This is a genomic window from Phreatobacter sp., assembly GCF_022843985.1.
In the GTDB taxonomy this organism is placed as follows: Bacteria; Pseudomonadota; Alphaproteobacteria; order Rhizobiales; family Phreatobacteraceae; genus Phreatobacter.
Genome location: NZ_JALHMP010000006.1, coordinates 97546 through 117573, shown reverse-complemented (window position 1 = coordinate 117573; position 20028 = coordinate 97546). Strand labels below are relative to the sequence as shown.

The 20028-nt window shown below is 66.3% G+C and carries 26 protein-coding genes; 20 read left to right on the top strand and 6 right to left on the bottom strand.

Annotated elements, in window-relative coordinates; genetic code table 11:
* Positions 1-11: 11 nt before the first annotated feature.
* Positions 12-851 (top strand): CDP-diacylglycerol--serine O-phosphatidyltransferase, encoded by an 840-nt coding sequence (gene pssA, locus Q0C57_RS06095; protein ID WP_296573555.1) that lies wholly within the window; start codon positions 12-14, stop codon positions 849-851.
* Positions 852-860: 9 nt separating this feature from the next.
* On the opposite strand, the gene Q0C57_RS06090 is transcribed toward pssA, so the two are convergent.
* On the bottom strand, positions 861-989 hold the full coding sequence (locus tag Q0C57_RS06090) for a hypothetical protein (protein WP_296573553.1): 129 nt from the start codon (positions 987-989) through the stop codon (positions 861-863).
* Between the two features lie 222 nt (positions 990-1211).
* Between Q0C57_RS06090 and Q0C57_RS06085 the strand changes: the two genes are divergently transcribed.
* The 13 genes from Q0C57_RS06085 (at position 1212) to Q0C57_RS06025 (ending at position 12251) form a co-directional block, all read left to right on the top strand.
* Positions 1212-2198 (top strand): urease accessory protein UreD, encoded by a 987-nt coding sequence (locus Q0C57_RS06085; protein WP_296573550.1) that lies wholly within the window; start codon positions 1212-1214, stop codon positions 2196-2198.
* Between the two features lie 9 nt (positions 2199-2207).
* Positions 2208-2510: an urease subunit gamma gene (locus tag Q0C57_RS06080; protein ID WP_296573547.1), complete on the top strand. Its 303-nt coding sequence runs from the start codon at positions 2208-2210 to the stop codon at positions 2508-2510.
* 20 nt (positions 2511-2530) lie between these two features.
* The gene (locus tag Q0C57_RS06075) at positions 2531-3118 is read left to right on the top strand and encodes a HupE/UreJ family protein (RefSeq protein WP_296573545.1); all 588 of its coding nucleotides are present in this window, start codon (positions 2531-2533) and stop codon (positions 3116-3118) included.
* A gap of 23 nt (positions 3119-3141) precedes the next feature.
* The gene (locus Q0C57_RS06070) at positions 3142-3393 is read left to right on the top strand and encodes a DUF1272 domain-containing protein (RefSeq protein WP_296573542.1); all 252 of its coding nucleotides are present in this window, start codon (positions 3142-3144) and stop codon (positions 3391-3393) included.
* Positions 3390-3695 carry an urease subunit beta gene (locus Q0C57_RS06065; protein WP_296573539.1) on the top strand — a complete coding sequence of 102 codons (306 nt, stop codon included), beginning with the start codon at positions 3390-3392 and terminating at the stop codon, positions 3693-3695. The genes Q0C57_RS06070 and Q0C57_RS06065 overlap by 4 nt, the downstream gene beginning before the upstream one ends.
* Positions 3696-3716: 21 nt before the next feature.
* Positions 3717-5432 (top strand): urease subunit alpha, encoded by a 1716-nt coding sequence (ureC, locus tag Q0C57_RS06060; RefSeq protein ID WP_296573536.1) that lies wholly within the window; start codon positions 3717-3719, stop codon positions 5430-5432.
* Positions 5433-5538: 106 nt separating this feature from the next.
* Positions 5539-6228, top strand: a complete 690-nt coding sequence (locus Q0C57_RS06055; RefSeq protein WP_296573534.1) for an urease accessory protein UreE — start codon at positions 5539-5541, stop codon at positions 6226-6228.
* The gene (locus tag Q0C57_RS06050) at positions 6221-6916 is read left to right on the top strand and encodes an urease accessory protein UreF (RefSeq protein WP_296573531.1); all 696 of its coding nucleotides are present in this window, start codon (positions 6221-6223) and stop codon (positions 6914-6916) included. The genes Q0C57_RS06055 and Q0C57_RS06050 overlap by 8 nt, the downstream gene beginning before the upstream one ends.
* Before the next feature lie 65 nt (positions 6917-6981).
* Positions 6982-7602 carry an urease accessory protein UreG gene (ureG, locus tag Q0C57_RS06045; RefSeq protein ID WP_296573529.1) on the top strand — a complete coding sequence of 207 codons (621 nt, stop codon included), beginning with the start codon at positions 6982-6984 and terminating at the stop codon, positions 7600-7602.
* 99 nt (positions 7603-7701) lie between these two features.
* Positions 7702-9222 (top strand): UxaA family hydrolase, encoded by a 1521-nt coding sequence (locus tag Q0C57_RS06040; RefSeq protein ID WP_296573526.1) that lies wholly within the window; start codon positions 7702-7704, stop codon positions 9220-9222.
* A 143-nt stretch (positions 9223-9365) separates the two neighbouring features.
* Positions 9366-10418 (top strand): TRAP transporter substrate-binding protein, encoded by a 1053-nt coding sequence (locus Q0C57_RS06035; RefSeq protein ID WP_296573523.1) that lies wholly within the window; start codon positions 9366-9368, stop codon positions 10416-10418.
* A gap of 4 nt (positions 10419-10422) precedes the next feature.
* Positions 10423-10935 (top strand): TRAP transporter small permease, encoded by a 513-nt coding sequence (locus Q0C57_RS06030; RefSeq protein ID WP_296573521.1) that lies wholly within the window; start codon positions 10423-10425, stop codon positions 10933-10935.
* Positions 10932-12251 (top strand): TRAP transporter large permease, encoded by a 1320-nt coding sequence (locus Q0C57_RS06025; protein WP_296573518.1) that lies wholly within the window; start codon positions 10932-10934, stop codon positions 12249-12251. The genes Q0C57_RS06030 and Q0C57_RS06025 overlap by 4 nt, the downstream gene beginning before the upstream one ends.
* A 3-nt stretch (positions 12252-12254) precedes the next feature.
* Here the strand turns inward: Q0C57_RS06025 and Q0C57_RS06020 are convergent, their stop codons facing one another.
* Positions 12255-12623: an Ig-like domain-containing protein gene (locus tag Q0C57_RS06020; RefSeq protein ID WP_296573516.1), complete on the bottom strand. Its 369-nt coding sequence runs from the start codon at positions 12621-12623 to the stop codon at positions 12255-12257.
* An 82-nt stretch (positions 12624-12705) separates the two neighbouring features.
* Positions 12706-12987 carry a hypothetical protein gene (locus Q0C57_RS06015; RefSeq protein WP_296573512.1) on the bottom strand — a complete coding sequence of 94 codons (282 nt, stop codon included), beginning with the start codon at positions 12985-12987 and terminating at the stop codon, positions 12706-12708.
* A gap of 170 nt (positions 12988-13157) precedes the next feature.
* Here Q0C57_RS06015 and Q0C57_RS06010 point away from each other — a divergent pair, with 170 nt between their 5' ends.
* Both Q0C57_RS06010 and Q0C57_RS06005 read left to right on the top strand, forming a co-directional pair.
* The gene (locus Q0C57_RS06010) at positions 13158-13622 is read left to right on the top strand and encodes a PaaI family thioesterase (RefSeq protein ID WP_296573508.1); all 465 of its coding nucleotides are present in this window, start codon (positions 13158-13160) and stop codon (positions 13620-13622) included.
* Positions 13623-13632: 10 nt separating this feature from the next.
* Positions 13633-14436 carry a crotonase/enoyl-CoA hydratase family protein gene (locus tag Q0C57_RS06005; RefSeq protein WP_296573505.1) on the top strand — a complete coding sequence of 268 codons (804 nt, stop codon included), beginning with the start codon at positions 13633-13635 and terminating at the stop codon, positions 14434-14436.
* On the opposite strand, the gene Q0C57_RS06000 is transcribed toward Q0C57_RS06005, so the two are convergent.
* A complete protein-coding gene (locus Q0C57_RS06000; protein WP_296573502.1) occupies positions 14437-15525 on the bottom strand; it encodes a malate/lactate/ureidoglycolate dehydrogenase in 1089 nt (362 codons plus the stop codon).
* Between the two features lie 144 nt (positions 15526-15669).
* On the opposite strand from Q0C57_RS06000, the gene Q0C57_RS05995 reads away from it, so the two are divergent.
* On the top strand, positions 15670-16503 hold the full coding sequence (locus Q0C57_RS05995; RefSeq protein ID WP_296573499.1) for an alpha/beta hydrolase: 834 nt from the start codon (positions 15670-15672) through the stop codon (positions 16501-16503).
* Here Q0C57_RS05995 and Q0C57_RS05990 read toward each other — a convergent pair whose 3' ends face one another.
* Together Q0C57_RS05990 and Q0C57_RS05985 are read right to left on the bottom strand one after the other, a co-directional pair.
* Positions 16504-17328, bottom strand: a complete 825-nt coding sequence (locus tag Q0C57_RS05990) for a flagellar motor protein MotB (protein ID WP_296573497.1) — start codon at positions 17326-17328, stop codon at positions 16504-16506.
* A gap of 7 nt (positions 17329-17335) precedes the next feature.
* Entirely contained in the window at positions 17336-18106 is a 771-nt protein-coding gene (locus tag Q0C57_RS05985; RefSeq protein ID WP_296573493.1) for a MotA/TolQ/ExbB proton channel family protein, read from the bottom strand.
* Between the two features lie 158 nt (positions 18107-18264).
* Between Q0C57_RS05985 and Q0C57_RS05980 the strand changes: the two genes are divergently transcribed.
* From Q0C57_RS05980 to lepB, 3 genes are all read left to right on the top strand, one after another.
* On the top strand, positions 18265-18462 hold the full coding sequence (locus Q0C57_RS05980; RefSeq protein ID WP_296573490.1) for a hypothetical protein: 198 nt from the start codon (positions 18265-18267) through the stop codon (positions 18460-18462).
* 210 nt (positions 18463-18672) lie between these two features.
* Positions 18673-19194, top strand: a complete 522-nt coding sequence (locus tag Q0C57_RS05975) for a hypothetical protein (RefSeq protein WP_296573487.1) — start codon at positions 18673-18675, stop codon at positions 19192-19194.
* A gap of 88 nt (positions 19195-19282) precedes the next feature.
* Positions 19283-20020, top strand: coding sequence for a signal peptidase I (gene lepB / locus Q0C57_RS05970; RefSeq protein WP_296573484.1), 738 nt, complete (start codon positions 19283-19285; stop codon positions 20018-20020).
* Positions 20021-20028 lie beyond the last annotated feature (8 nt).

Sequence of the window (20028 nt, the reverse complement as noted above, 5' to 3'; positions counted from 1 at the left end):
AGGTTCGAGCCATGTCTTCGCTTTTTCAGCCCTTCACGCCGGATCGCAACGAACCGCCCCGGCGGCGGTTCCGGCCGGTGCCGATGCGCCTTCTTATCCCAAACCTCATCACGCTCCTGGCGCTCTGCGCTGGGCTGAGCGCGATCCGGATGGCCCTGGAGGGCAAGTTCGACATTGCCGTCTATCTCGTCCTGCTGGCGGCGATACTGGATTCGATGGACGGGCGCATCGCCAGGCTGCTGAAGGGGACGTCCAAGTTCGGTGCTGAACTGGACAGCTTGGCGGATTTCGTCAGCTTCGGCGCCGGGCCAGCCCTCATCCTCTACCTCTGGGGCATGAACAATGCGGGACCGATCGGCTGGATCGCCGTCCTCGTCTTTTCAATCTGCGGCGCCCTGAGGCTCGCGCGGTTCAACGTTCAGGTCGATGACCCGAACCAGCCCGCCTGGATGGGGAATTTCTTCACGGGCGTTCCCATCCCGGCCGGCGCGGTTCTGCTGCTGCTGCCGATTTACCTGGAGCGCAGCGGCCTGCCGAACCTCCTCAGCCCGCCTCTCGTGACCACTGCCTATACGGTCGTCATCGCCCTGCTCATGGTGTCGAAAGTGCCGGTGTTTTCTGGTAAAAAAATCGGTGCGCGCGTGCCGCGAGAAAGCGTTCTGCCGATCTTAGTCGCCGCGATAGCCTTCGTTGCGCTGCTCTTCAGCTATCCATGGGAAGTGCTGGCGGTCGGCTCGCTCGCCTATCTGGTCTCGCTGCCGATCGTGGCCTTGCAGGCCCGCAAGATGGCGATGGAGGAAGCCAAGACCACACCCGCGCCCGCGGTCGAAACGGATTCGCCCGCACCCTGAGGGGGATCTTCAGCCGCGACGCCAGTTGGCGATCGCGGCGACCCGCTCGCAAAGGGCAGTTTCGGGAAAACGTTTGCGCAGGATCGCGAAAGCCTCCGCATCCGACAGGTCCCCGCGGCGTCCGAGACTGGCGATCATCGGATCGATGTCGTCGGCGCGGCGGCCGGGTTCTGCGGCTAGGGGCGGAAGATTCTGCATCAAGGTCGTCTCCAGGTCTCTCCCACCCGAAAAGCAGCGACGCTTTTCGTCAGGAAACCAGTCCACACGCGATTCGATGCACGGTACTTGTTCATTGTTCCCGGCGAAGGTTAATACGCGGTAACCGGCGGCAGGTTCCCGGCGCGATCATGCGGGTGCCGCTTGATTCTTGCAGGCCTTCCTTTTGGCCGTGCCTTGTCCGGTTCTGCACAATTTCTGTGCTTGCGACGCCAGGGAGCGGTGACCAAAATCGCGCTTCGCGAGGACCATTTGCAGATGCTGGCGAATGTCGCCGATACGTCGACTTCAGGACAATTCGCCTGGCGTTCCGCCGGTGCGCGAATGCAGCGGACCTATGGTGCCGGCCGTCTCGCACTTGGCGTGCGTGATGGGCGCACGGCGATCCGCGAATGCTACCAGGAGGCCGGCCTGCGTATCCGGATGCCACGGGTCGAACCTGGCGGGGCGCTCGAGGCGGTGGTGATCAACACTGCGGGCGGCATTACCGGTGGCGATCGTTTCGTGCTCGATATTGCGGCCGGCCCCGCCACACGCGCCGTGGTCACGTCGCAGGCCGCCGAGAAGGTCTACCGCTCCTCCGGCGGCATCGGTCGCTTTAACACCACGATCACAGTCGCCGCGGGCGCCGACCTCGCCTGGTTGCCGCAGGAGGCCATCCTTTTCGACGGCTCGGCCCTGGAGCGAAGTCTGACCGTTGACATGGATGCAGGCGCGACCGTTCTGGCGCTCGAAAGCGTCGTTTTCGGGCGGCTGGCCCGCGGTGAACGCGTTGAAAAAGCCTATCTCTTCGATCGCTGGCGCATCAGGCGCGGCGGCCGGCTCGTCTATGCGGAGGGCCTCAGGTTCGAAGGCGGCGTTGCGCAGGCCCTGACGGGCAGGGCCTGCGGGGCAGGGGCGGTGGCGGCCGCGAGCCTCATCCTCGTCGCGCCGGATGCCGAGCAACGGGTCGAGGCGGTGCGGCTTCTGCTGGAGCAGGTTCATGTGCAGGGTGTCGAGGCTGGTGTTAGCGCCTTTGACGGTCTCCTGTCGCTGCGCCTGCTGGCGGCAGATCCATTTGCGCTCCGCACCGCTCTGGTGAACATTCTGGTGCTGCTGCGCGGGCCGGTCCCGCGCGTGTGGTCCTGCTGAGGAAGGCCGATGAATCTCTCGCCGCGTGAAAAGGACAAGCTCCTGGTCTCCATGGCCGCCATGGTCGCGCGACGGCGTCTGGAACGCGGCGTGAAGCTGAACTATCCGGAAGCCATTGCCCTGATTACCGACTATGTCGTCGAAGGGGCCCGCGACGGGCGCGCCGTCGCCGACCTGATGGAAGCGGGAGCCCATGTCATCTCGCGTGATCAGGTCATGGATGGCATCGCCGAGATGATCCATGACATCCAGGTCGAAGCGACCTTTCCGGACGGCACCAAGTTGGTCACCGTCCACGACCCCATCCGCTGACCCAGTACAGGCCCGATACCATGCGCTCCCTCCGCCTCGTCCTTCCCGCTGCCGCGCTTGTCGCCATGGCCTCCGCCGCCGAGGCCCATACAGGGGCAGGGCACGGCCATGCCTTCACCTCAGGTTTCGCCCATCCGCTCGGCGGCATGGATCATCTCCTCGCTATGGTGGCGGTCGGTCTGTGGGCGGGCCTCGCCGGGGGGCGGGCCCTGTGGCTCTGGCCGGCGAGCTTCGTCGCCGCGATGGTCCTCGGCGGTGTCCTCGGCATGGCTGGCATCCCCATGCCCCTGGTCGAACAGGGGATCGTCGCATCAGTGGTGGTCATCGGCCTTGCGGCGGCGCTCGCTCTCAGCCCCAACCTCGCGGTGGGCTGTGCACTTGCGGCGCTTGCGGGCCTGTTGCACGGCCACGCCCATGGCACAGAGGTCCCCGCGGATGCATCGGGTCTCGCCTATGCGAGTGGCTTCGCCATGGCGACGGTGCTGCTGCATGCCTGCGGCATCGCCGTCACGGTTCTCGCCGCCCGGTTCAGCATGCCGCTGGCAGCGCGCGCGGCCGGCGGTTTGACGGCGGTGGCGGGCGTGGTTCTCGCCGCCCGCTTCTTCTGATCCAACGTCACAGGGAGCGTCGCATGCTGGAACTGCGCCCGAACTGCGAATGCTGCGACCGGGACCTTGCTCCCGATGCCCCGGACGCGTTGATCTGCACGTTCGAATGTACGTTCTGCGCCGAATGTGCCGGGGATCTCCTCAAGGGTGTCTGCCCGAATTGCGGCGGCGATCTCGTCCGTCGACCGATCCGGCCGACGGCCAAGCTGGCACGCTTTCCCGCCTCGACGAAGCGGGTCTTGAAGGCTGAGGGCTGTCAGGGAGTTGCACGATGAAACCCGGCGAGATCATTCCGGCCGAAGGCACGATCGAGCTCAACCAGGGTCTGAACAGCATCGTGCTGACCGTGTCCAATACGGGTGACCGCCCGGTCCAGGTCGGCTCGCACTACCATTTCTACGAGACCAATCCCGGCCTTGCCTTTGACCGCGAACAGGCGCGGGGCATGCGGCTCGACATCCCGCCCGGAACGGCCGTTCGCTTCGAGCCCGGCCAGACGCGTGAGGTGACGCTTGTACCCTATCGCGGATCCCGAACCGTCTATGGCTTCCGCCAGACGGTCATGGGCAAGCTCTGAGCGCAATCCGAGGAGAATTCCATGCCCTACAGGATGACGCGCGGCGCCTATGCCGACATGTTCGGGCCGACCGTGGGCGACAAGGTGCGGCTCGCCGACACCGAGCTCTTCGTCGCGGTCGAGAAGGATTTCACCACCTATGGCGAGGAGGTGAAGTTCGGCGGCGGCAAGGTGATCCGCGATGGGATGGGCCAGAGCCAGGTGACCAACCGGGCAGGGGCGGTCGACACGGTCATCACCAATGTCCTGATCATCGACCACTGGGGCATCGTGAAGGCCGATGTCGGCCTGAAGGAGGGCCGCATCGCCGCCATCGGCAAGGCGGGCAATCCCGACGTGCAACCTGACGTGAACATCATCATCGGCCCCGGCACCGAGGCGATCGGCGGCGAGGGCAAGATCCTCACCGCCGGCGGCATCGACAGCCATATCCACTTCATCTGCCCGCAGCAGATCGACGACGCGCTGATGAGCGGGCTCACCACCATGCTTGGCGGCGGCACGGGACCGGCCTCCGGCACGACCGCGACGACCTGCACTCCGGGACCCTGGCACATCACCCGCATGCTGCAGGCGGCGGAAGCCTTTCCGATGAACCTCGCCTTTGCGGGCAAGGGCAATGCGGCGCTTCCCGATGCCCTGGTCGAGCAGATCGAGGCGGGGGCCTGCGCGCTGAAGCTGCACGAGGACTGGGGCACGACGCCCGCTGCGATCGACAATTGCCTATCGGTTGCCGACGACCACGACATCCAGGTGATGATCCACACGGACACGCTGAACGAGAGCGGTTTCGTCGACGACACGATCGCGGCGCTGAAGGGCCGCACCATCCACGCCTTCCATACGGAAGGCGCGGGCGGCGGTCATGCGCCCGATATCATCAAGGTCGCCATGGTGGAAAACGTGCTGCCGTCCTCGACCAATCCGACCATGCCCTACACCGTGAACACGATCGAAGAACATCTCGACATGCTCATGGTCTGCCACCACCTGTCGCCCTCGATTCCCGAGGACGTCGCCTTCGCCGAGAGCCGCATCCGCAAGGAGACCATCGCCGCGGAGGACATCCTCCACGACATGGGCGCGCTGTCCATCATGGCGTCCGACAGCCAGGCCATGGGGCGCATCGGCGAGGTGATCATCCGCACCTTCCAGACGGCCCACAAGATGAAGGTCCAGCGCGGCAGCCTCCCCGAGGATGTCGGCACTGGCGCCGACAATTTCCGGGTGAAGCGCTATATCGCCAAGGTGACGATCAATCCCGCCATTGCCCACGGGTTGTCGAAGCATATCGGCTCGGTGGAGGTCGGCAAGCTCGCCGATCTCTGCCTGTGGGAGCCGAAGTTCTTCGGCGTGAAGCCGGCCCTGGTCATCAAGTGCGGCACCATCGCCGCCGCGCCGATGGGCGACCCCAACGCCTCCATCCCGACGCCGCAGCCGATGCACTACCGACCGATGTTCGGTGCCTTCGGCAAGGCGATGACGGCCTCTTCGGTCACCTTCGTCTCCAAGGCGGCCTATGAGCGCGGCGTGCACGAGAAGCTCGGCCTCGAGCGGATCGTGCTGCCGGTGGAGAATGTGCGCGGCGGCATTTCCAAGAAGAGCCTCATCCATAACGGCGCGACGCCGCATATCGAGGTTCATCCCGAGACCTACGAGGTGCGCGCGGACGGGGAGCTGCTGACGTGTGAACCGGCGAAGGAGCTGCCGATGGCGCAGCGCTATTTCCTGTTCTGACGTTCGCCAGCGGGCCCTATTTCGGCTATTGCCTCCATCGAGGCTCGGCTGTCGCCTCGCAGGACGCTTTCCGGTTCTGCAAGGCGTCCAGGACAAGAGACACACCATGATCCGCGCTACCCAGGTCCTCACGCCCCGTTCCTTCGCCGAGGCTGCCGTCATCGACCGTGTCGTGCTCGACTATGACGACCGCCACCGGCGGCGGCTCGTGCTGGAGGGCGTCGAAGGCACGGCTTTTCTGCTCGACCTCGCCGAGGCGGTGCCGCTCGTCTCCGATTGCGGATTGCAGCTCGAGGACGGCCGTGTCGTCCTCGTTGTGGCCGCCGCCGAGCCGCTGGTCGAGATCCGCACGACCAATCCGAACCACATGGTTCGTGTTGCCTGGCACCTCGGCAACCGCCATCTGCCAACCCAGATCATGGGCACGCGGCTGAGGATCCGCCGCGACCATGTGATCGAGGACATGGTCCGCGGCCTCGGAGCGAAGGTCGTGCCGATCGAGGCGCCCTTCGATCCCGAAGGCGGCGCCTATGGCCATGGCACGGTGACAGGACATGACCACGGGCACTCACACGGTCATTCGCATAAGCACGATCACGGCCATTCCCACGATCACGGACACGGCCATCACCACGGGCATTCGCATACGCACGCCCATGCGCATGACCCGAAGCCGCGGGATGTGCTCGCCGTCAAGACCGCCGGCCATGTGCACGACGAGTCCTGCGGCTGCGGGCACGACCACGCCCATGACCACCATGGGCATGCCCATGGCCAAGACCACAAACATGGGTGAGTCTCCCGCCGCCCCCGCGGCCCTCTATCGCCTGCTCGCCTGGATGTCGCCGGCCTATCCGGTCGGTGCCTTCAGCTATTCGCATGGCATCGAATGGGCGGTCGAAACCGGCGACATCACCGATCTGAAGACCCTGGTGGACTGGCTCGGCATCGTCCTCGCGGAGGGCTCAGGGCTGGCGGACGCGACGTTCTGCGCCCATGCCCATCGCGCCGTGACCGCCGGCGACGGCACAGCCCTCGCGGCCGTGGCCGAACTGGCGCTCGCCTTTCAGCCGACCCGCGAGCGGCGGCTTGAGACCTCCGCCCAGGGCAATGCCTTCATGGCCGCCACCGAAGCGGCCTGGCCTGCGGCTCCGCTTGCCCTCGTCCGTGCCTCCTGGCCGGAGGCTATTGCCTATCCGGTGGCGGTGGGAGCCGCGACGGCGGCGCACGGGATTGGCGAAGAGACGGCCGTCCATGCCTTGCTGCACGCTGTGGCGGCGAACCTCATCTCTGCCGCGGTGCGCCTTGTTCCCCTCGGGCAGACCGACGGTCAAAGGGCGCTGGCCGCCCTGGAGCCAGTGGTCGCCGCGACCACCACGGCTGCGTCGCGCCTGGCGCTCGACGATATCGGCGGCCATGCGCTGCGGTCGGATATCGCCTCCATGCGGCACGAAACCCAGTATACCCGTCTCTTCAGGAGTTGAGGCACGAGTCCGACAAGGTGGTGACGCTTGCCGGACCACAACGTGCCTGCACAAAGGATTGGACCATGGCCTCACCTCACGGACCCCTGCGCGTCGGAATCGGCGGCCCTGTCGGCTCGGGCAAGACGGCGCTGATGGACGCCCTCTGCAAGATGTTGAAGGGCGAGTTCGAGATCGCCGCCATCACCAACGACATCTACACCAAGTGGGACGCCGAATATCTGATGCGGTCGGGGGCCTTGCCGACTGAGCGGATCATGGGGGTGGAGACCGGCGGCTGCCCGCATACGGCGATCCGCGAGGACGCCTCGATCAATCTCGCGGCGGTGGCCGAGATGCGGGCCAAGTTTCCCGAACTCGATCTGATCCTCATCGAATCGGGCGGCGACAATCTCGCCGCGACCTTCTCGCCGGAACTGGCCGACATCACCATCTATGTGATCGATGTCGCGGCGGGCGAAAAGATCCCGTCCAAGGGCGGGCCGGGCATCACCCGCTCGGACCTTCTCGTCATCAACAAGACCGACCTTGCGCCCCTGGTCGGCGCCGATCTCGGCAATATGGATCGCGATTCGAAGCGTATGCGTGGACAAAGGCCCTTCGTCTTCACCAATATCAAGACCGGAGACGGCGTGGCGGAGGTTGCCCGCTTCGTGCGCGAAAAGGGGGGCCTTGCCGCTGGCTGAGACAGGCCGGACCTGCGGTCGACCTCTTTCCTTAAAACGGTTCAAAGGCCATGATCCCTGGCAATGACGGCCGAGTGGCCGCTGCGCCGGGAGAGCCCCATGACCATCCAACCCCGTTTCATCCGCCTCGCCGCCGCGGACAATGTCGTCGTTGCCGTCGACACGATCGATGCCGGCAAGCGCGTCGACGGTGTGATGGCCGCAGCGCGGGTCATGAAGGGCCACAAGATGGCGACGAGGCCGCTTGCCGAGGGCCAGCCCATCGTCAAGTACGGCCAGATCATCGGCTTTGCCTCGCAGCCCATTGCACCCGGCGACTGGGTCCATACCCACAATTGCGCCTTCGCCGCCTTCGAACGCGACTATGCCTTCGCCCGAGACGCCCAGCCCGAGGACGTGCTGCCCGTCGAGCAGCGCGCCACTTTCGAGGGGTTCCGGCGGCCGGGCGGTCGCGCCGGCACGCGCAACTACATCGCCATTCTCACCTCGGTGAACTGCTCGGCCTCTGTCGCTCGTTTCATGGCCGAAGCGGTCAACCGGTCGGGGATGCTGGACGATTATCCCAATGTTGACGGCGTGATCCCGCTCGTTCACGGAACCGGGTGCGGCCTCGCCGGCGAGGGGCCCGGCTTCGACATCCTCGAGCGCACCATCTGGGGCTATGCCACCAATCCCAACGTCTCCGCCGTGCTGATCGTCGGCCTCGGCTGCGAGGTGTTCCAGATCCCGGGCCTGATGAAGCGCTACGGCATCCATCCGGGGGCGCATTTCCAGTCGATGACGATCCAGGAAACCGGCGGAACGAAGAAGTCGATCGAGGCCGGCCTGGCGCGGATCCGGGAGATGCTGCCGATCGTCAACCAGGCGAAGCGCGAGACGCTGCCGGCCTCCGAACTGTGCCTGGCGCTGCAATGCGGCGGGTCCGACGGCTATTCCGGAATCACCGCCAATCCCGCACTGGGCAAGGCGGTGGACCTCCTGGTGCGAAACGGTGGCACCGCCTGCCTGTCGGAAACGCCGGAGATCTATGGCGCCGAGCACCTTTTGACCCGCCGGGCCGAAAACCGCGCCGTCGGTGAGAAGCTGGTTGACATCATCCGCTGGTGGGAGGGCTATACGGCCAAGCACGAGGGGTCGATGGACAACAATCCATCGCCCGGCAACAAGGCCGGCGGTCTTACCACCATCCTGGAGAAGTCGCTTGGCGCCGCGGCCAAGGGCGGGTCGACGACGCTGCGCGGCGTCTACCACTATGCCGAGAAGATCGACCGCAACGGCTTCGTCTATATGGACACGCCTGGCTATGATCCGGTCGCGGCGACGGGACAGGTGGCGGGGGGCTCCAACATCCTGTGCTTCACCACCGGGCGCGGCTCTGCCTATGGCTGCAAGCCGACGCCCTCCATTAAGCTCGCCACCAATTCCGACATCTACGCCCGCATGATCGACGACATGGATATCAATTGCGGCGACGTGCTGGACGGGGTGTCCCTCGACGACAAGGGGCGCGAGATCTTCGAGCTCATCCTCCGCACGGCCTCGGGCAAGAAGACCAAGTCGGAACTGCTCGGCTATGGCGACAACGAGTTCGTGCCCTGGCAGATCGGCGCGACGATGTGACGATCGGGCTGTTCAGCCCTTTCTCCCACCAAATGCCTTGCGGCTGGCGCCTGCCAGTCGCTATCGTCACGCCCAATCGACCAAGACGCCCCGAACGGCGCCGGCCGCACGGCCTCCCGAGGAACGTTGACGAGGATCCTGTCATGACGCTCACCCGCCGCCATGCGCTGGCTTTTGCCGGTGCCGCCATCGCCACACCAGCGGTTATGCGGACCGCCTGGGGCCAGGTCCCGCAGGTCACGCTGCGCCTGCACCATTTTCTTCCGCCCGTCTCAAATGCCCACCAGCGCTTTCTGTTGCCCTGGTCACGCAAGGTGCAGGAAGCATCCGGCAACCGCATCAAGATCGACATCTTTCCGTCGATGCAGCTTGGCGGCGCGCCACCCCAGCTCTTCGATCAGGCGCGTGACGGCGTTGCCGATATCGTCTGGACCCTGCCGGGCAATACCCCTGGCCGCTTTCCGGCGACGGAGGCGATGGAACTGCCCTTCATCGCCGGCAAGCGCGGCGTCACCAATTCCAGGGTGATGGCGGAGCTCGGCCCGACGCATTTCTACAAGGACTATGCCGAGGTCCAGCCGCTCTGCCTGTGGGCGCATGACCACGGCCTGATCCATTCCAACAAGCAGGTCCGCACCCAGGCCGACCTGCAGGGCCTGAAGCTGCGCTTTCCGACGCGCCAGGCCGGCGAGGCGCTCCGGGCGCTCGGCGCCACCGCCATCGGCATGCCCATTCCTCAGGTCCCCGAGGCGCTCGCCCAGGGTGTGATCAACGGCGCAGTGGTGCCCTGGGAGGTTGTCCCGGCGCTGCGCCTGCACGAGCTCGTCAACCATCATACCGAGATCCCAGGCTCGCCGACCCTCTACACCGCCACCTTCATCCTCGCCATGAACAAGGCGAAATATGAGGGCCTGCCGGCCGACCTGAAGAGGGTGATGGACGACCATTCCGGCATGGTAGCCGCCGTCATGGCCGGCGAAATGTGGGACGAACGCGGCCGGGCGGTGAGCGAGATGGTCAGGGCACGCCCGCGCAACACGGTGACCGTCCTCGCCGAGGACGAGGCGGCGCGCTGGCGCATCGCGACCCGACCGGTCGAAGAGGCCTGGATCAGGGGCGTCCGGGAGCGGGGCCTTGACGGGCAAAAGATCGTCGACGACGTGCGGGCTGCCGTCGCCAAACATATGGCGGCCTGAGCGTATGGCCGGGGAGGGGGCGGCGACGGGCGACGGTGCACCGCCGCCCGGAGTGGTCGACCGTGTCGCGCGGGGACTGGCTGTTTTCGGCGGCCTGCTCATGCTCGCCGCGGCGCTCATGGTCACCACCTCCGTGCTGCTGCGCTGGCTTTTCGCCTCCGGCGTCAAGGGCGACTTCGAAATGGTGCAGATCGCCACCGCCGTGGCGGTCTTCGCCTTCCTGCCGCTGTGCCAGCTGAAACGCGGCAATGTCTTCGTCGACACCTTCACCTTGCGGACGCCTGCCTCGTTCAACCGCTTCCTCGACCGGCTGTGGGACGGGCTCTATGCCGGTTTCGCGCTGCTGATCGGCTGGCGGCTCATCGTCGGCGGGCTCGACGCCATCGGCTCGCGCACGAGTTCGATGGTCCTCGCCATTCCCATCGGCTGGGCGATCCTGGCCGTCGGGGTCATGGCCTTCGTGCTGGCCAGCGCCACCCTGGTCTCGGCGGTGCGCCTGTTGCGGGAGCCCTCATGAGCGGTGCCGCCGTCGCCGCCCTCGGCTTTGCCGGCATGCTGCTGTTGCTGGTGCTGCGAATGCCCATCGGGCTCGCCATGCTGACGGCGGGGTCGCTCGGCTATGCCTGGTTCACCAGCGTGCCGATCTTCCTCAACTACATGAAGACCACGCCCTACCACCTCTTTGCCAGTTACACGCTTTCTGTGATCCCGCTGTTCATCCTGATGGGGGCGCTCGCCGAGAAGTCGGGCCTGTCCACGGCGCTGTTCCGGGCAGCGGCGAGCTTCCTTGGTCATCGGCGCGGCGGGCTCGGCATGGCGCTGGTCGGCGCCTGCACCGGGTTCGGGGCCATCTGCGGCTCGTCGGTGGCCACCACCGCCACCTTCGGTCGGGCGACGCTGCCGGAGTTCAAGCGCTACGGCTATGATCAAGGCTTCGCCACCGGCATGGTCGCGGTGGGCGGCACGCTCGGCATCCTCATCCCGCCCTCGGTCATCCTCGTCGTCTATGCCATCACCACCGAACAGAACATCGCCAAGCTGTTCATGGCGGCGCTGATCCCAGGCCTCATGGCCGCTGTGTTTTATTGCGTCGTCATCGCCATCATGGTGCGCCTCGACCCCAGGGCCGGTCCGGCCGTCGCGCGGGTGCCATGGGCCGAGCGCTGGCGGGCCCTGCTCGGCGTCTGGCCTGTCCTGCTCATCGCCGTCGCCGTCGTCGGCGGCATCTATGGCGGTGTCTTCACCCCGACCGAGGCGGCCTCCGTCGGCTGCATTGCCATGCTCGTCGTTGGTATCGCGCAGGGGAGCCTCGGCTGGCCCGAGATCAAGGCCTCGCTGATCCAGACCGCCGAGACTTCGGCCATGATCTTCATCATCCTGCTCGGTGCCGAGGTCTTCAACGGCTTCCTCGCCCTGTCGCAACTGCCCGCGACCGCGGCCGAAATCGTCACCCAGTCAGGGCTGTCTCCCTATGGCGTCATCATCGGTCTGCTGATTTTCTACATCATCCTCGGGGGTGTCATGGACGAACTGGCCATGATCCTGCTGACACTGCCGATCTTCTTTCCCATCGTCACCGCGCTCGACCTCGGCATGATGCCCGACGACATCGCCATCTGGTTCGGCATTCTCGTGCTGATGGTGGTGGGCATTGGCCTCACCGCCCCGCCGATCGGGCTCAACGTCTTCGTCATCTCCGCCATCGCCAGGGATGTGCCGATCCTGGCCATCTATCGCGGTGTCATCCCCTTCGTCGCCGCGGACATCCTGCGGCTTGCCCTCGTCGTCGCCTTCCCGGCGCTGGCCCTTTGGTTGGTGAACGTTCTGAGCTGAGGGCTAGTCGACGACAACGTCGACGAAAAGTTCGGAAGTGCCGCTGCCGATGCTGCTCGTACCGGTAACGGCGAAGACAAAGCGGTCGGTGCCGGTGAAGCCGGGATAGGGGGTGTAGACGACGCCGGTACGCCCGTCGGCAATCACCCGTCCACCGCGCGGTCGCTCGACGATGTTGAGCGATTCATAGCGGCTCTGTCCGCCGGCCCGCAGGCTGATGCGGCAGGGTTCGCCCGAGACGCTCATGGCGATGTGCCCAGGCTGGCCGAGGACGAAGGGGCGGGCCGCGACGCTGCAAAGCGCAGAGGCCGCAGATGGCATGAGGGCGAGGGCTGCGAGAGCGGCGGTGGCAGCGCGGAGCGTACGGCGCAAGGTCGGCCTCCTTGGCGATGGGCCCTAAGGTCGGGCATCGAAGGTTCCCAGTCCCGAAAATCTGGAAACCTTGGCGGCCCCGTCAAGTCCGGCTGAGCCGTTTCGCGTTGGCCCGGGCCCGTCGGGCTGCCGGGCGGCCTGCGGCAACGCCGATGGCCAGAAGGTCGTGGGCAACATCATCGGTCGACATCCTGCCGCTCGCGGAGCGCAGGGCGAGGCGACCGGCTGCGAAGGCGGCGTCGAGAGACCCCTGGGTCGCCGCGTCCATTTTCTCGGAGATCATCCGCATGGCCTCACCGCGAGAGGACAGGTCCCATGCCGTTGCGGGATCCGACATCAACATCACCCGGTGGGTGATGGTCACCGCCGATGCGAGGGCCGCGGAAGCTGACAGGGTTGCTGCGCCCATCGCGGCCTCGGTGAAGCGTGGCATGTACCAGAAGAACAATGCGATCCCTCGACCGACAAGCCGGCTTGCACGACGTTAAGCCAGTTTGCGAGACTTTGCTTTCCAATCAATGAGGATGCTGGTGCATGGCTGCCGCGCAGCAGGAGTTTTCCCCGAAAGACAGGGATTTCGAGGCCCGCGCCCGCGCCAGTTTCGCGCGGCAGAGCATGATGGCAACGCTCGGCATGAGCCTCGAGACCGTCGCTCCCGGCGCGGTCGAGATGGCGATGCCCTATGCACCGCATATCCTGCAGCAGCACGGCTTCGTTCACGCCGGTGCGCTTTCGGCCCTGGTCGACAATGCCTGTGGCTTCGCGGCGATGACGCTGATGCCGAAAGGCTCCGGTGTGCTGACGGTGGAATTCAAGGTCAACATGATGTCGCCGGGCAGGGGCGACCGTTTCATCGGCATCGGCCGGGTCGTTCGGCCCGGCAGAACGATCATGGTGACGCTGGGCGAGTGCTTCGCCGAGACGGGCGGCGAGCGCAAGCTCATCGCCATGATGACCGCTACCATGATGGTGGTGGACAGCCCCGGCATCGTCGATTGAAGGAGCCCCCATGACTGATCTGACCGTCGAGCGATCCGGACCCGTCACCACTTTCATCCGCACGCGTTCCGCCGCGCGCAACGCGATGAACCCGGAAGGGGCCGTGGCCCTCACGTCGGCGCTGCTCGCCTTCGAGGCCGACGACACCGCCAGCGTCGGTGTGTTGTGGGGCGCTGGCGGGGCCTTCTGTGCCGGCTTCGATCTCAAACATGCCGCGGCAGCCCCCGGCGGCACACCCTTCGGTGGCAATCTCGACATTCCCGATGGCGATGCGGACTGGCCGCGCGGGCCGATGGGGCCGACGCGCCTGCAACTTTCCAAGCCCGTCATCGCCGCCATTGCCGGACCGGCCGTGGCCGGCGGCATGGAACTCGCGTTGTGGTGCGATCTCCGCGTCATGGAGGAAGACGCCTATATGGGTGTCTATTGTCGCCGCTGGGGTGTGCCGCTGATCGATGGCGGGACAGTGCGCCTGCCGCGCCTCGTCGGCCAGGGCCGCGCGCTCGATCTCATCCTCACCGGCCGCAAGGTCGAGGCCGACGAGGCGTTGCGGATCGGGCTCGCCGACCGGGTCGTGGCCCGAGGCACGGCCCGGGAGGCCGCCGAAGCGCTGGCTCACGCGATCGCTCGTTTCCCCCAGGGATGTCTGCGGGCCGACCGGGCCTCCGCCCTCGCTCAATGGGACCTGCCGCTGGACGAGGCGTTGCGCAGCGAGTGGCGCACGTCTTCGGCCATGGCGGTGACGGAGGGCATTGCGGGGGCCGGCCGTTTCGCCGCCGGGAAGGGTCGCGGCGGCGATTTCGGGTCGATCTGATCAGCGCAGGGCCGCCTTGATGACATTGTCCCCGACACCGACCTCGCGCGCGGTGGCGGCGATGGCGTCCCAGGTGCCATCGGAGAGCGGCACCCCATCCTTCAGCTTTTTCGCCCGGGAACGCAGTTCGGCCTCGCCGGGGACGAGAACCTCGCCGCCGGCCTCGACCGGCCGCGCGCTCTTGTAATAGGCGACATAGTCGGTGCATTCGGCCGGGAAGAAGCCGTCGGGATCGACCACTTTCGGGTCGATGTAGATCGACATCATACCGTTGCAGAAGCGCTTGTCCGGTCCGGTCGTGCCGGCGCCGGTCAGGGCTCCGCCGAGAATTTCGCACATGAAGGCGAGGCCCGAGCCCTTGTGTTCGCCGAAAGCCCGGATGGCGCCGGGCCCGTTCATCGGGTCGCGCGGGCCGGGTCCGGACGCGTAGGGCCCGTACAGTATCGCCGGATCGCCGCTCTTCGTGCCGTTCGGCGAGATCAGGGCGTCCGGGGGAATGGGCTTGCCGCCCAAGGAGGCGACAAGGACCTTGCCCTCGGCCACCAGCGAGGTGGCGAAATCGAGCAGGAGCGGCGGTGCGCCCGGCCGCGGCACGCCGATGCAGTAGGGAGCCGTGGACAGCCTGCGGTCGACCCCGCCATAGGGTGCGACCAGGATCGAACCGACCACATTGACGAAGTGGATGGAGACCAGGCCCTCGGCCGCTGCCATCTCGGCGAAGTCGCCGATCCGGCCGAGATGGCCAGCCTTGCGCAGGGCGACGGCGGCGAGGCCGTGCTGCTTGGCCTTGGCGATGCCGATGCGGACCGCCTGGGGTCCGACGGTCTGGCCGAAGCCGTAATGGCCGTCGAGCACGGTGATGGCCGGCGTGTCGACGATGGCGGTCACGGACTTGCCGGCCTCGACGCGGCCTTCCTTCAGCCAGTCGACATAGCGCGGGACCCGGGCGACCCCGTGGCTGTCATGGCCGGTCAGATTCGCCTCGGTGAGATAATGGCCGATGCGGCGCGCTTCGTCGCCGTCGCAACCGGCCCGCTCGAAAATTGTCGCGACGAGTGCGGCAAGGCGCTCTGCATCGACCATGGCCATGGACATCCTCCTGTGTTGTTTTGTGTGATCATGGACGCGGGGAGGGATCGCTGAAAGGGTCGTGCCGGCACGGTCGGCCTGCATCACCGGCGCTTCCGGTCGGGGCTGGCGCCGTCTAGGCTGGTGTTCTCCAAGGAGTTGTCCATGCCCGTCGCCATCCCCGCCCTGGCACCCGGCCGCCTCGCGCGCCCCGACGGTGCCGTCATTCACTACGAGGTCGGCGGGGAGGGGCCGGTCGTCGTCTTCGCCCATGGGCTCGGCGGCAACCATCTGAGCTGGTGGCAGTCGGCGCCGGTCTTCGCCGCGCGCCACAGGGTGGTTGTCTTTTCCCACCGGGGGTTCGCGCCCTCCACGGCGCCGGGCGGCGTCGCCGATCCACAGCTCTTTGCCGGCGACCTGATTGCGCTGCTCGATCATCTCGCGGTCTCCAGGGCCGTGATCATCGGCCAGTCGATGGGCGGCTGGACCTGCGTCGAGACGGCGCTGGCGGCTCCGGACCGCGTCGCCGGCCTCGTTATGGCCTGTACCACGGGTTCCTTCGACTACGACCGATTCGGGGATGCCGGCGTCGCGGCGTGGCGGCAGCAGATGCCGGCAGTGCTCGCCGACCTCTCCGCCCGTGGCATTCATCGGGCCGCGGGGGCCCGGATGGCGGAGGACAATCCGCCGCTCCATGCCCTCTACCAGGGAATCGATCGGCTGACTTTTGGCCTGGACAAGGAGGAGGTCGGCAAACGCATCCGTACCCTGCGCGTCCGTGGCGCCGCCGACGCCGCCCGCATGACCTGTCCGGCACTGTTCGTCATCGGGTCGGAGGATCCGCTGATCTGTCCGCGCGGGATCGAGCTTGTGGCCGAAACCTGGCCGCAGGCCCGGACCCACCTGGTCGCCGAAGCCGGCCATTCCGTCTATTTCGAACGCGCGGCCTTGTTCAACCAGCTGGTTGCCGAATTCCTCGATTCGATCGGCTGGGCCTGATCAGTTTCCGAGGAAGGCGCGGGGCGCCACCGGGGCTTCCTTCATCAACAGGATCGACACGCGCCGGTTGGCAGCCAGATAGGGATCGTCCGGGAACAGCGGCTCGCTGTCGCCCTTGCCGGTGACCGCGAAAATGCGGTCGGGCGGCAGGCCCTGTTCTTCCAGAATCATCCGCACGGCATTGGCCCGGTCGGCGGTGAGGTCCCAGGGGCCGTAGCCCGGGCGACCGAGGACGCGTGAGCCCGAGGTGTGGCCTGTGATGGTGACACGGTTGGACAGCTGGCGCAGGGCCGGGGCGAGGGCGGCGATGAGGCGGCGCGTCCGTTCATAGGGCTCACGGCCGTCCGGCGGGAACATGGCGCGGCCGTCCTGGTCGACGATCTGGATGTCGAGCCCGTCAGGTCGCTCCTCCATGATGATGTTTTTGGAAAGCTCGGCGATTTCCGGGAAGGCCTGCAGGGCCTGGCGCAGGCTGGCCGCGGCGAGCGCCATGCGCCGGTCGGCCAAGGCGTTGATGGCGTCGGGATGACGCTCATCTGTCCGGGGTGCCGGACGATCGGTCGGAGATTCAGGCGAAGAGGACAGGTTCTGGATGAAGGGGCGGGTCGGGATGCCGTGCAATTCGACCATGCCGGTGAGCTGGGTGTTGCTGGTCGTGCCGAAGGCCTCGCGGAACGAGCCGGTCATCATGTGCTTCTTGCGCTCGTCTTGGGCCGATGTGGCGACAATGACCACGAAGAACGACATCAGCAGCGCCATGAGGTCGGCGAAGGTCACGAACCAGCCGTGACCGCCTGCGTGCCCGTCACCCTTGCGTTTTGCCATCGTGTCCTCAGGCCGCTTCGGCCATTTCGTGGCGGTCGTGCTCACTCAAGTAGGCGAGAAGCATTTCCCTCACGATCTGCGGGCTCTTCTGGTTCCGGATCTGGATCACGCCATCCATGATGATCGAGCGGCAGAGATCCTCTTCCGCCATCTTCAGATGGCATTTGTCGGCGATGGGCATGCACACCATGTTGGCGATGACGGCACCGTAGAGGGTCGCGAGCAGCGCCATGGCCATGATCGGGCCGAGCTTGGTGGGATCCGTCATGTTTGCGAACATGTTGACCATGCCCAGCAGCGTCCCGATCATGCCGAAGGCAGGCGCGCAATCGCCGATCGAGCGATAGATCTTCTGGGCTTCATCCAGCTCCGCATAGACCTTGTCCTTGTCGGTCTCCATGGCCTGGCGAATGAAGTCGACATCGTAGCCATCAGCGATGTAGCGCACGCCCTGGGCCAGGACCGGATCCGACACATCCAGCTTCTCGAGGGCGTTCGGTCCCTGCTTGCGGGCCACGTCGGCAATCGTCGCGATCTCTTCGACGAGTTGCCGCGGGCTGATGGAGCGCATCGCCATGGCCGCCTTGAAGCCCATGGGAATGCCATGCATAACCACGCTGAGAGGATAGCGGGTCAGTGTCGCCGCAAAGGCTCCGCCAAAGATGATGATGACGGCGTGTTTGTCGGCATATTGCGCGAAATTGCCGCCATCGATCATGATCAGTCCGACGAGGACGGCGACACTCGCGACCAGGCCGAGGACTGTGGCGATATCCATCGAAGACTCCGAACGCGCACCCTTGCTGGTACCGGACTGTAGAAGCCGGCGCCTAAGACTTGTTTAAGGTTGCCAGGGTGTTGCCGGTTTTCAGACGACTTGCGGAACCTGCCATCCGGAGGCTAAAGGGCTTGGGTCGTGCACGGAGATCGGATGCCATGAAGACAGTGATCCTCAGGGGGTTGACGATCGCCGCCATGGTCGGTCTCGCCGGCTGCGCCCAGACGCAGACCTCCGCGCCTCCCGGACCGCCCGTCGTCAATGCGACTCCGCCGCCTCTGCCGCCCGATCCGGCTCTGGGTCCGCACGCGACCCAGGGCGCAGCCCAGCCACAGGGCGGCCGCCGGACACGCTGAGGCGCCACCATTTCGCCACGGCTTGCCGGTCCACTGCGTCAACGCGCCTCTGCACGGTTTCGGGGGCCCCTGGCCTTCCGTCTTCCTCGCTTCGCCCGGTCCGACACGGCCAACGAGGTCCGGCCGATGGGGGTGCCCGGAGCACAGGACTGGCAGTCGCCCATCGGAATGATGCCGCCTCGAGTGCCGGTGGCCTGAACGGACCCCTTCATGATCCAGCACGTGACCCTCGCTGCCTTCGCAACTCTCCTTGCCGGCTGCATGACGGCGCGCGAGAGCCCCGTCACCGTCGTGCAGCCGGTTCCCGTCGCACGAGTCGAGACATCGGCGCTTCCAGCGCCCGCACCGGCAGACCAGGCTGCAACTTCGGCCGCGTCGTCCCCGTCATCGGCCCAGCCGCTCTCCAGCCGCAGCGCGGTGACAGCGCCGTCCCGGGTGGAGGTCGACGGGATGCGCACTGCGCCCGGAGCGCGCGAGAGCACCTCGCTCAGCAATGTCTCGCGGGTGTCATCGGGTGCGCCGACCGGGGGCAACGCACTGGGGGGTACGATCATGAGCGGCCAGGGGGCCGGCGTGATCCCGACGACGATCGACCGCAACAGGGAGCCGGTGCGCCGTGCCTCTGTCCCCCGCGATCCGGTCGGCCCCGGGACGCCGGCTCCGGTTATCGCTCCGGAATTGCGCGATACGACGGGCCGTTCGATCCGCAACCGGCAGGAAGTGCGGTTCTGAAAGGCGTTCCGACCGCAACGGACGTCGTTGCGCGCAGGGCCACGCGCGGGCTATAGGGCGGGCTCATTCGACATGAGGTTCGACGCGCGTGGCCGATGACAACAAGAGCGGACTGGGCGAAACCGTCCGCGTGGTGATCCACGCGCTGCTGATCGCCTTCGTGATCCGTACATTTCTGTTCCAGCCGTTCAACATCCCCTCGGGATCGATGAAGGACACGCTCCTCGTCGGCGACTATCTCTTCGTTTCGAAGTTCTCCTACGGCTATTCGAAGTTCTCCTTCCCGTTCTCGCCCAACCTGTTCGACGGTCGGATCATGGGGTCCGTCCCCACTCGCGGCGATGTGGTCGTGTTCCGTCTGCCACGCGAGCCCGACGTCGACTATATCAAACGGGTGATCGGCCTTCCGGGTGACCGGATCCAGATGATCGCCGGCCAGGTCCACATCAACGGAACGCCCGTCCAGCGCGAGCGGATCGAAGATTTCGTGGACACTGAAGACGGGCGGCAGGTGCGCACCCGCCGCTATCGCGAGACGCTGCCGAACGGCGTCGCCTATACGACGCTCGACCTCTACGAGAATGGTTTCTACGACAACACGCCGGTCTATGACGTGCCGCAGGGCCACGTCTTCGTTCTAGGCGACAACCGCGACAATTCGACCGACAGCCGCGTCCTGAGCCAGGTCGGTCCGATCCCTGTCGACCATCTCATCGGCCGGGCGCAGATCCTGTTCTTCTCGCTGGAGGAGGGCGAGCGCGCCTGGGCCTTCTGGCGCTGGCCCTGGTCGATCCGCTGGACACGGTTCGGAAATCTCGTGAGGTGACGGGGGCC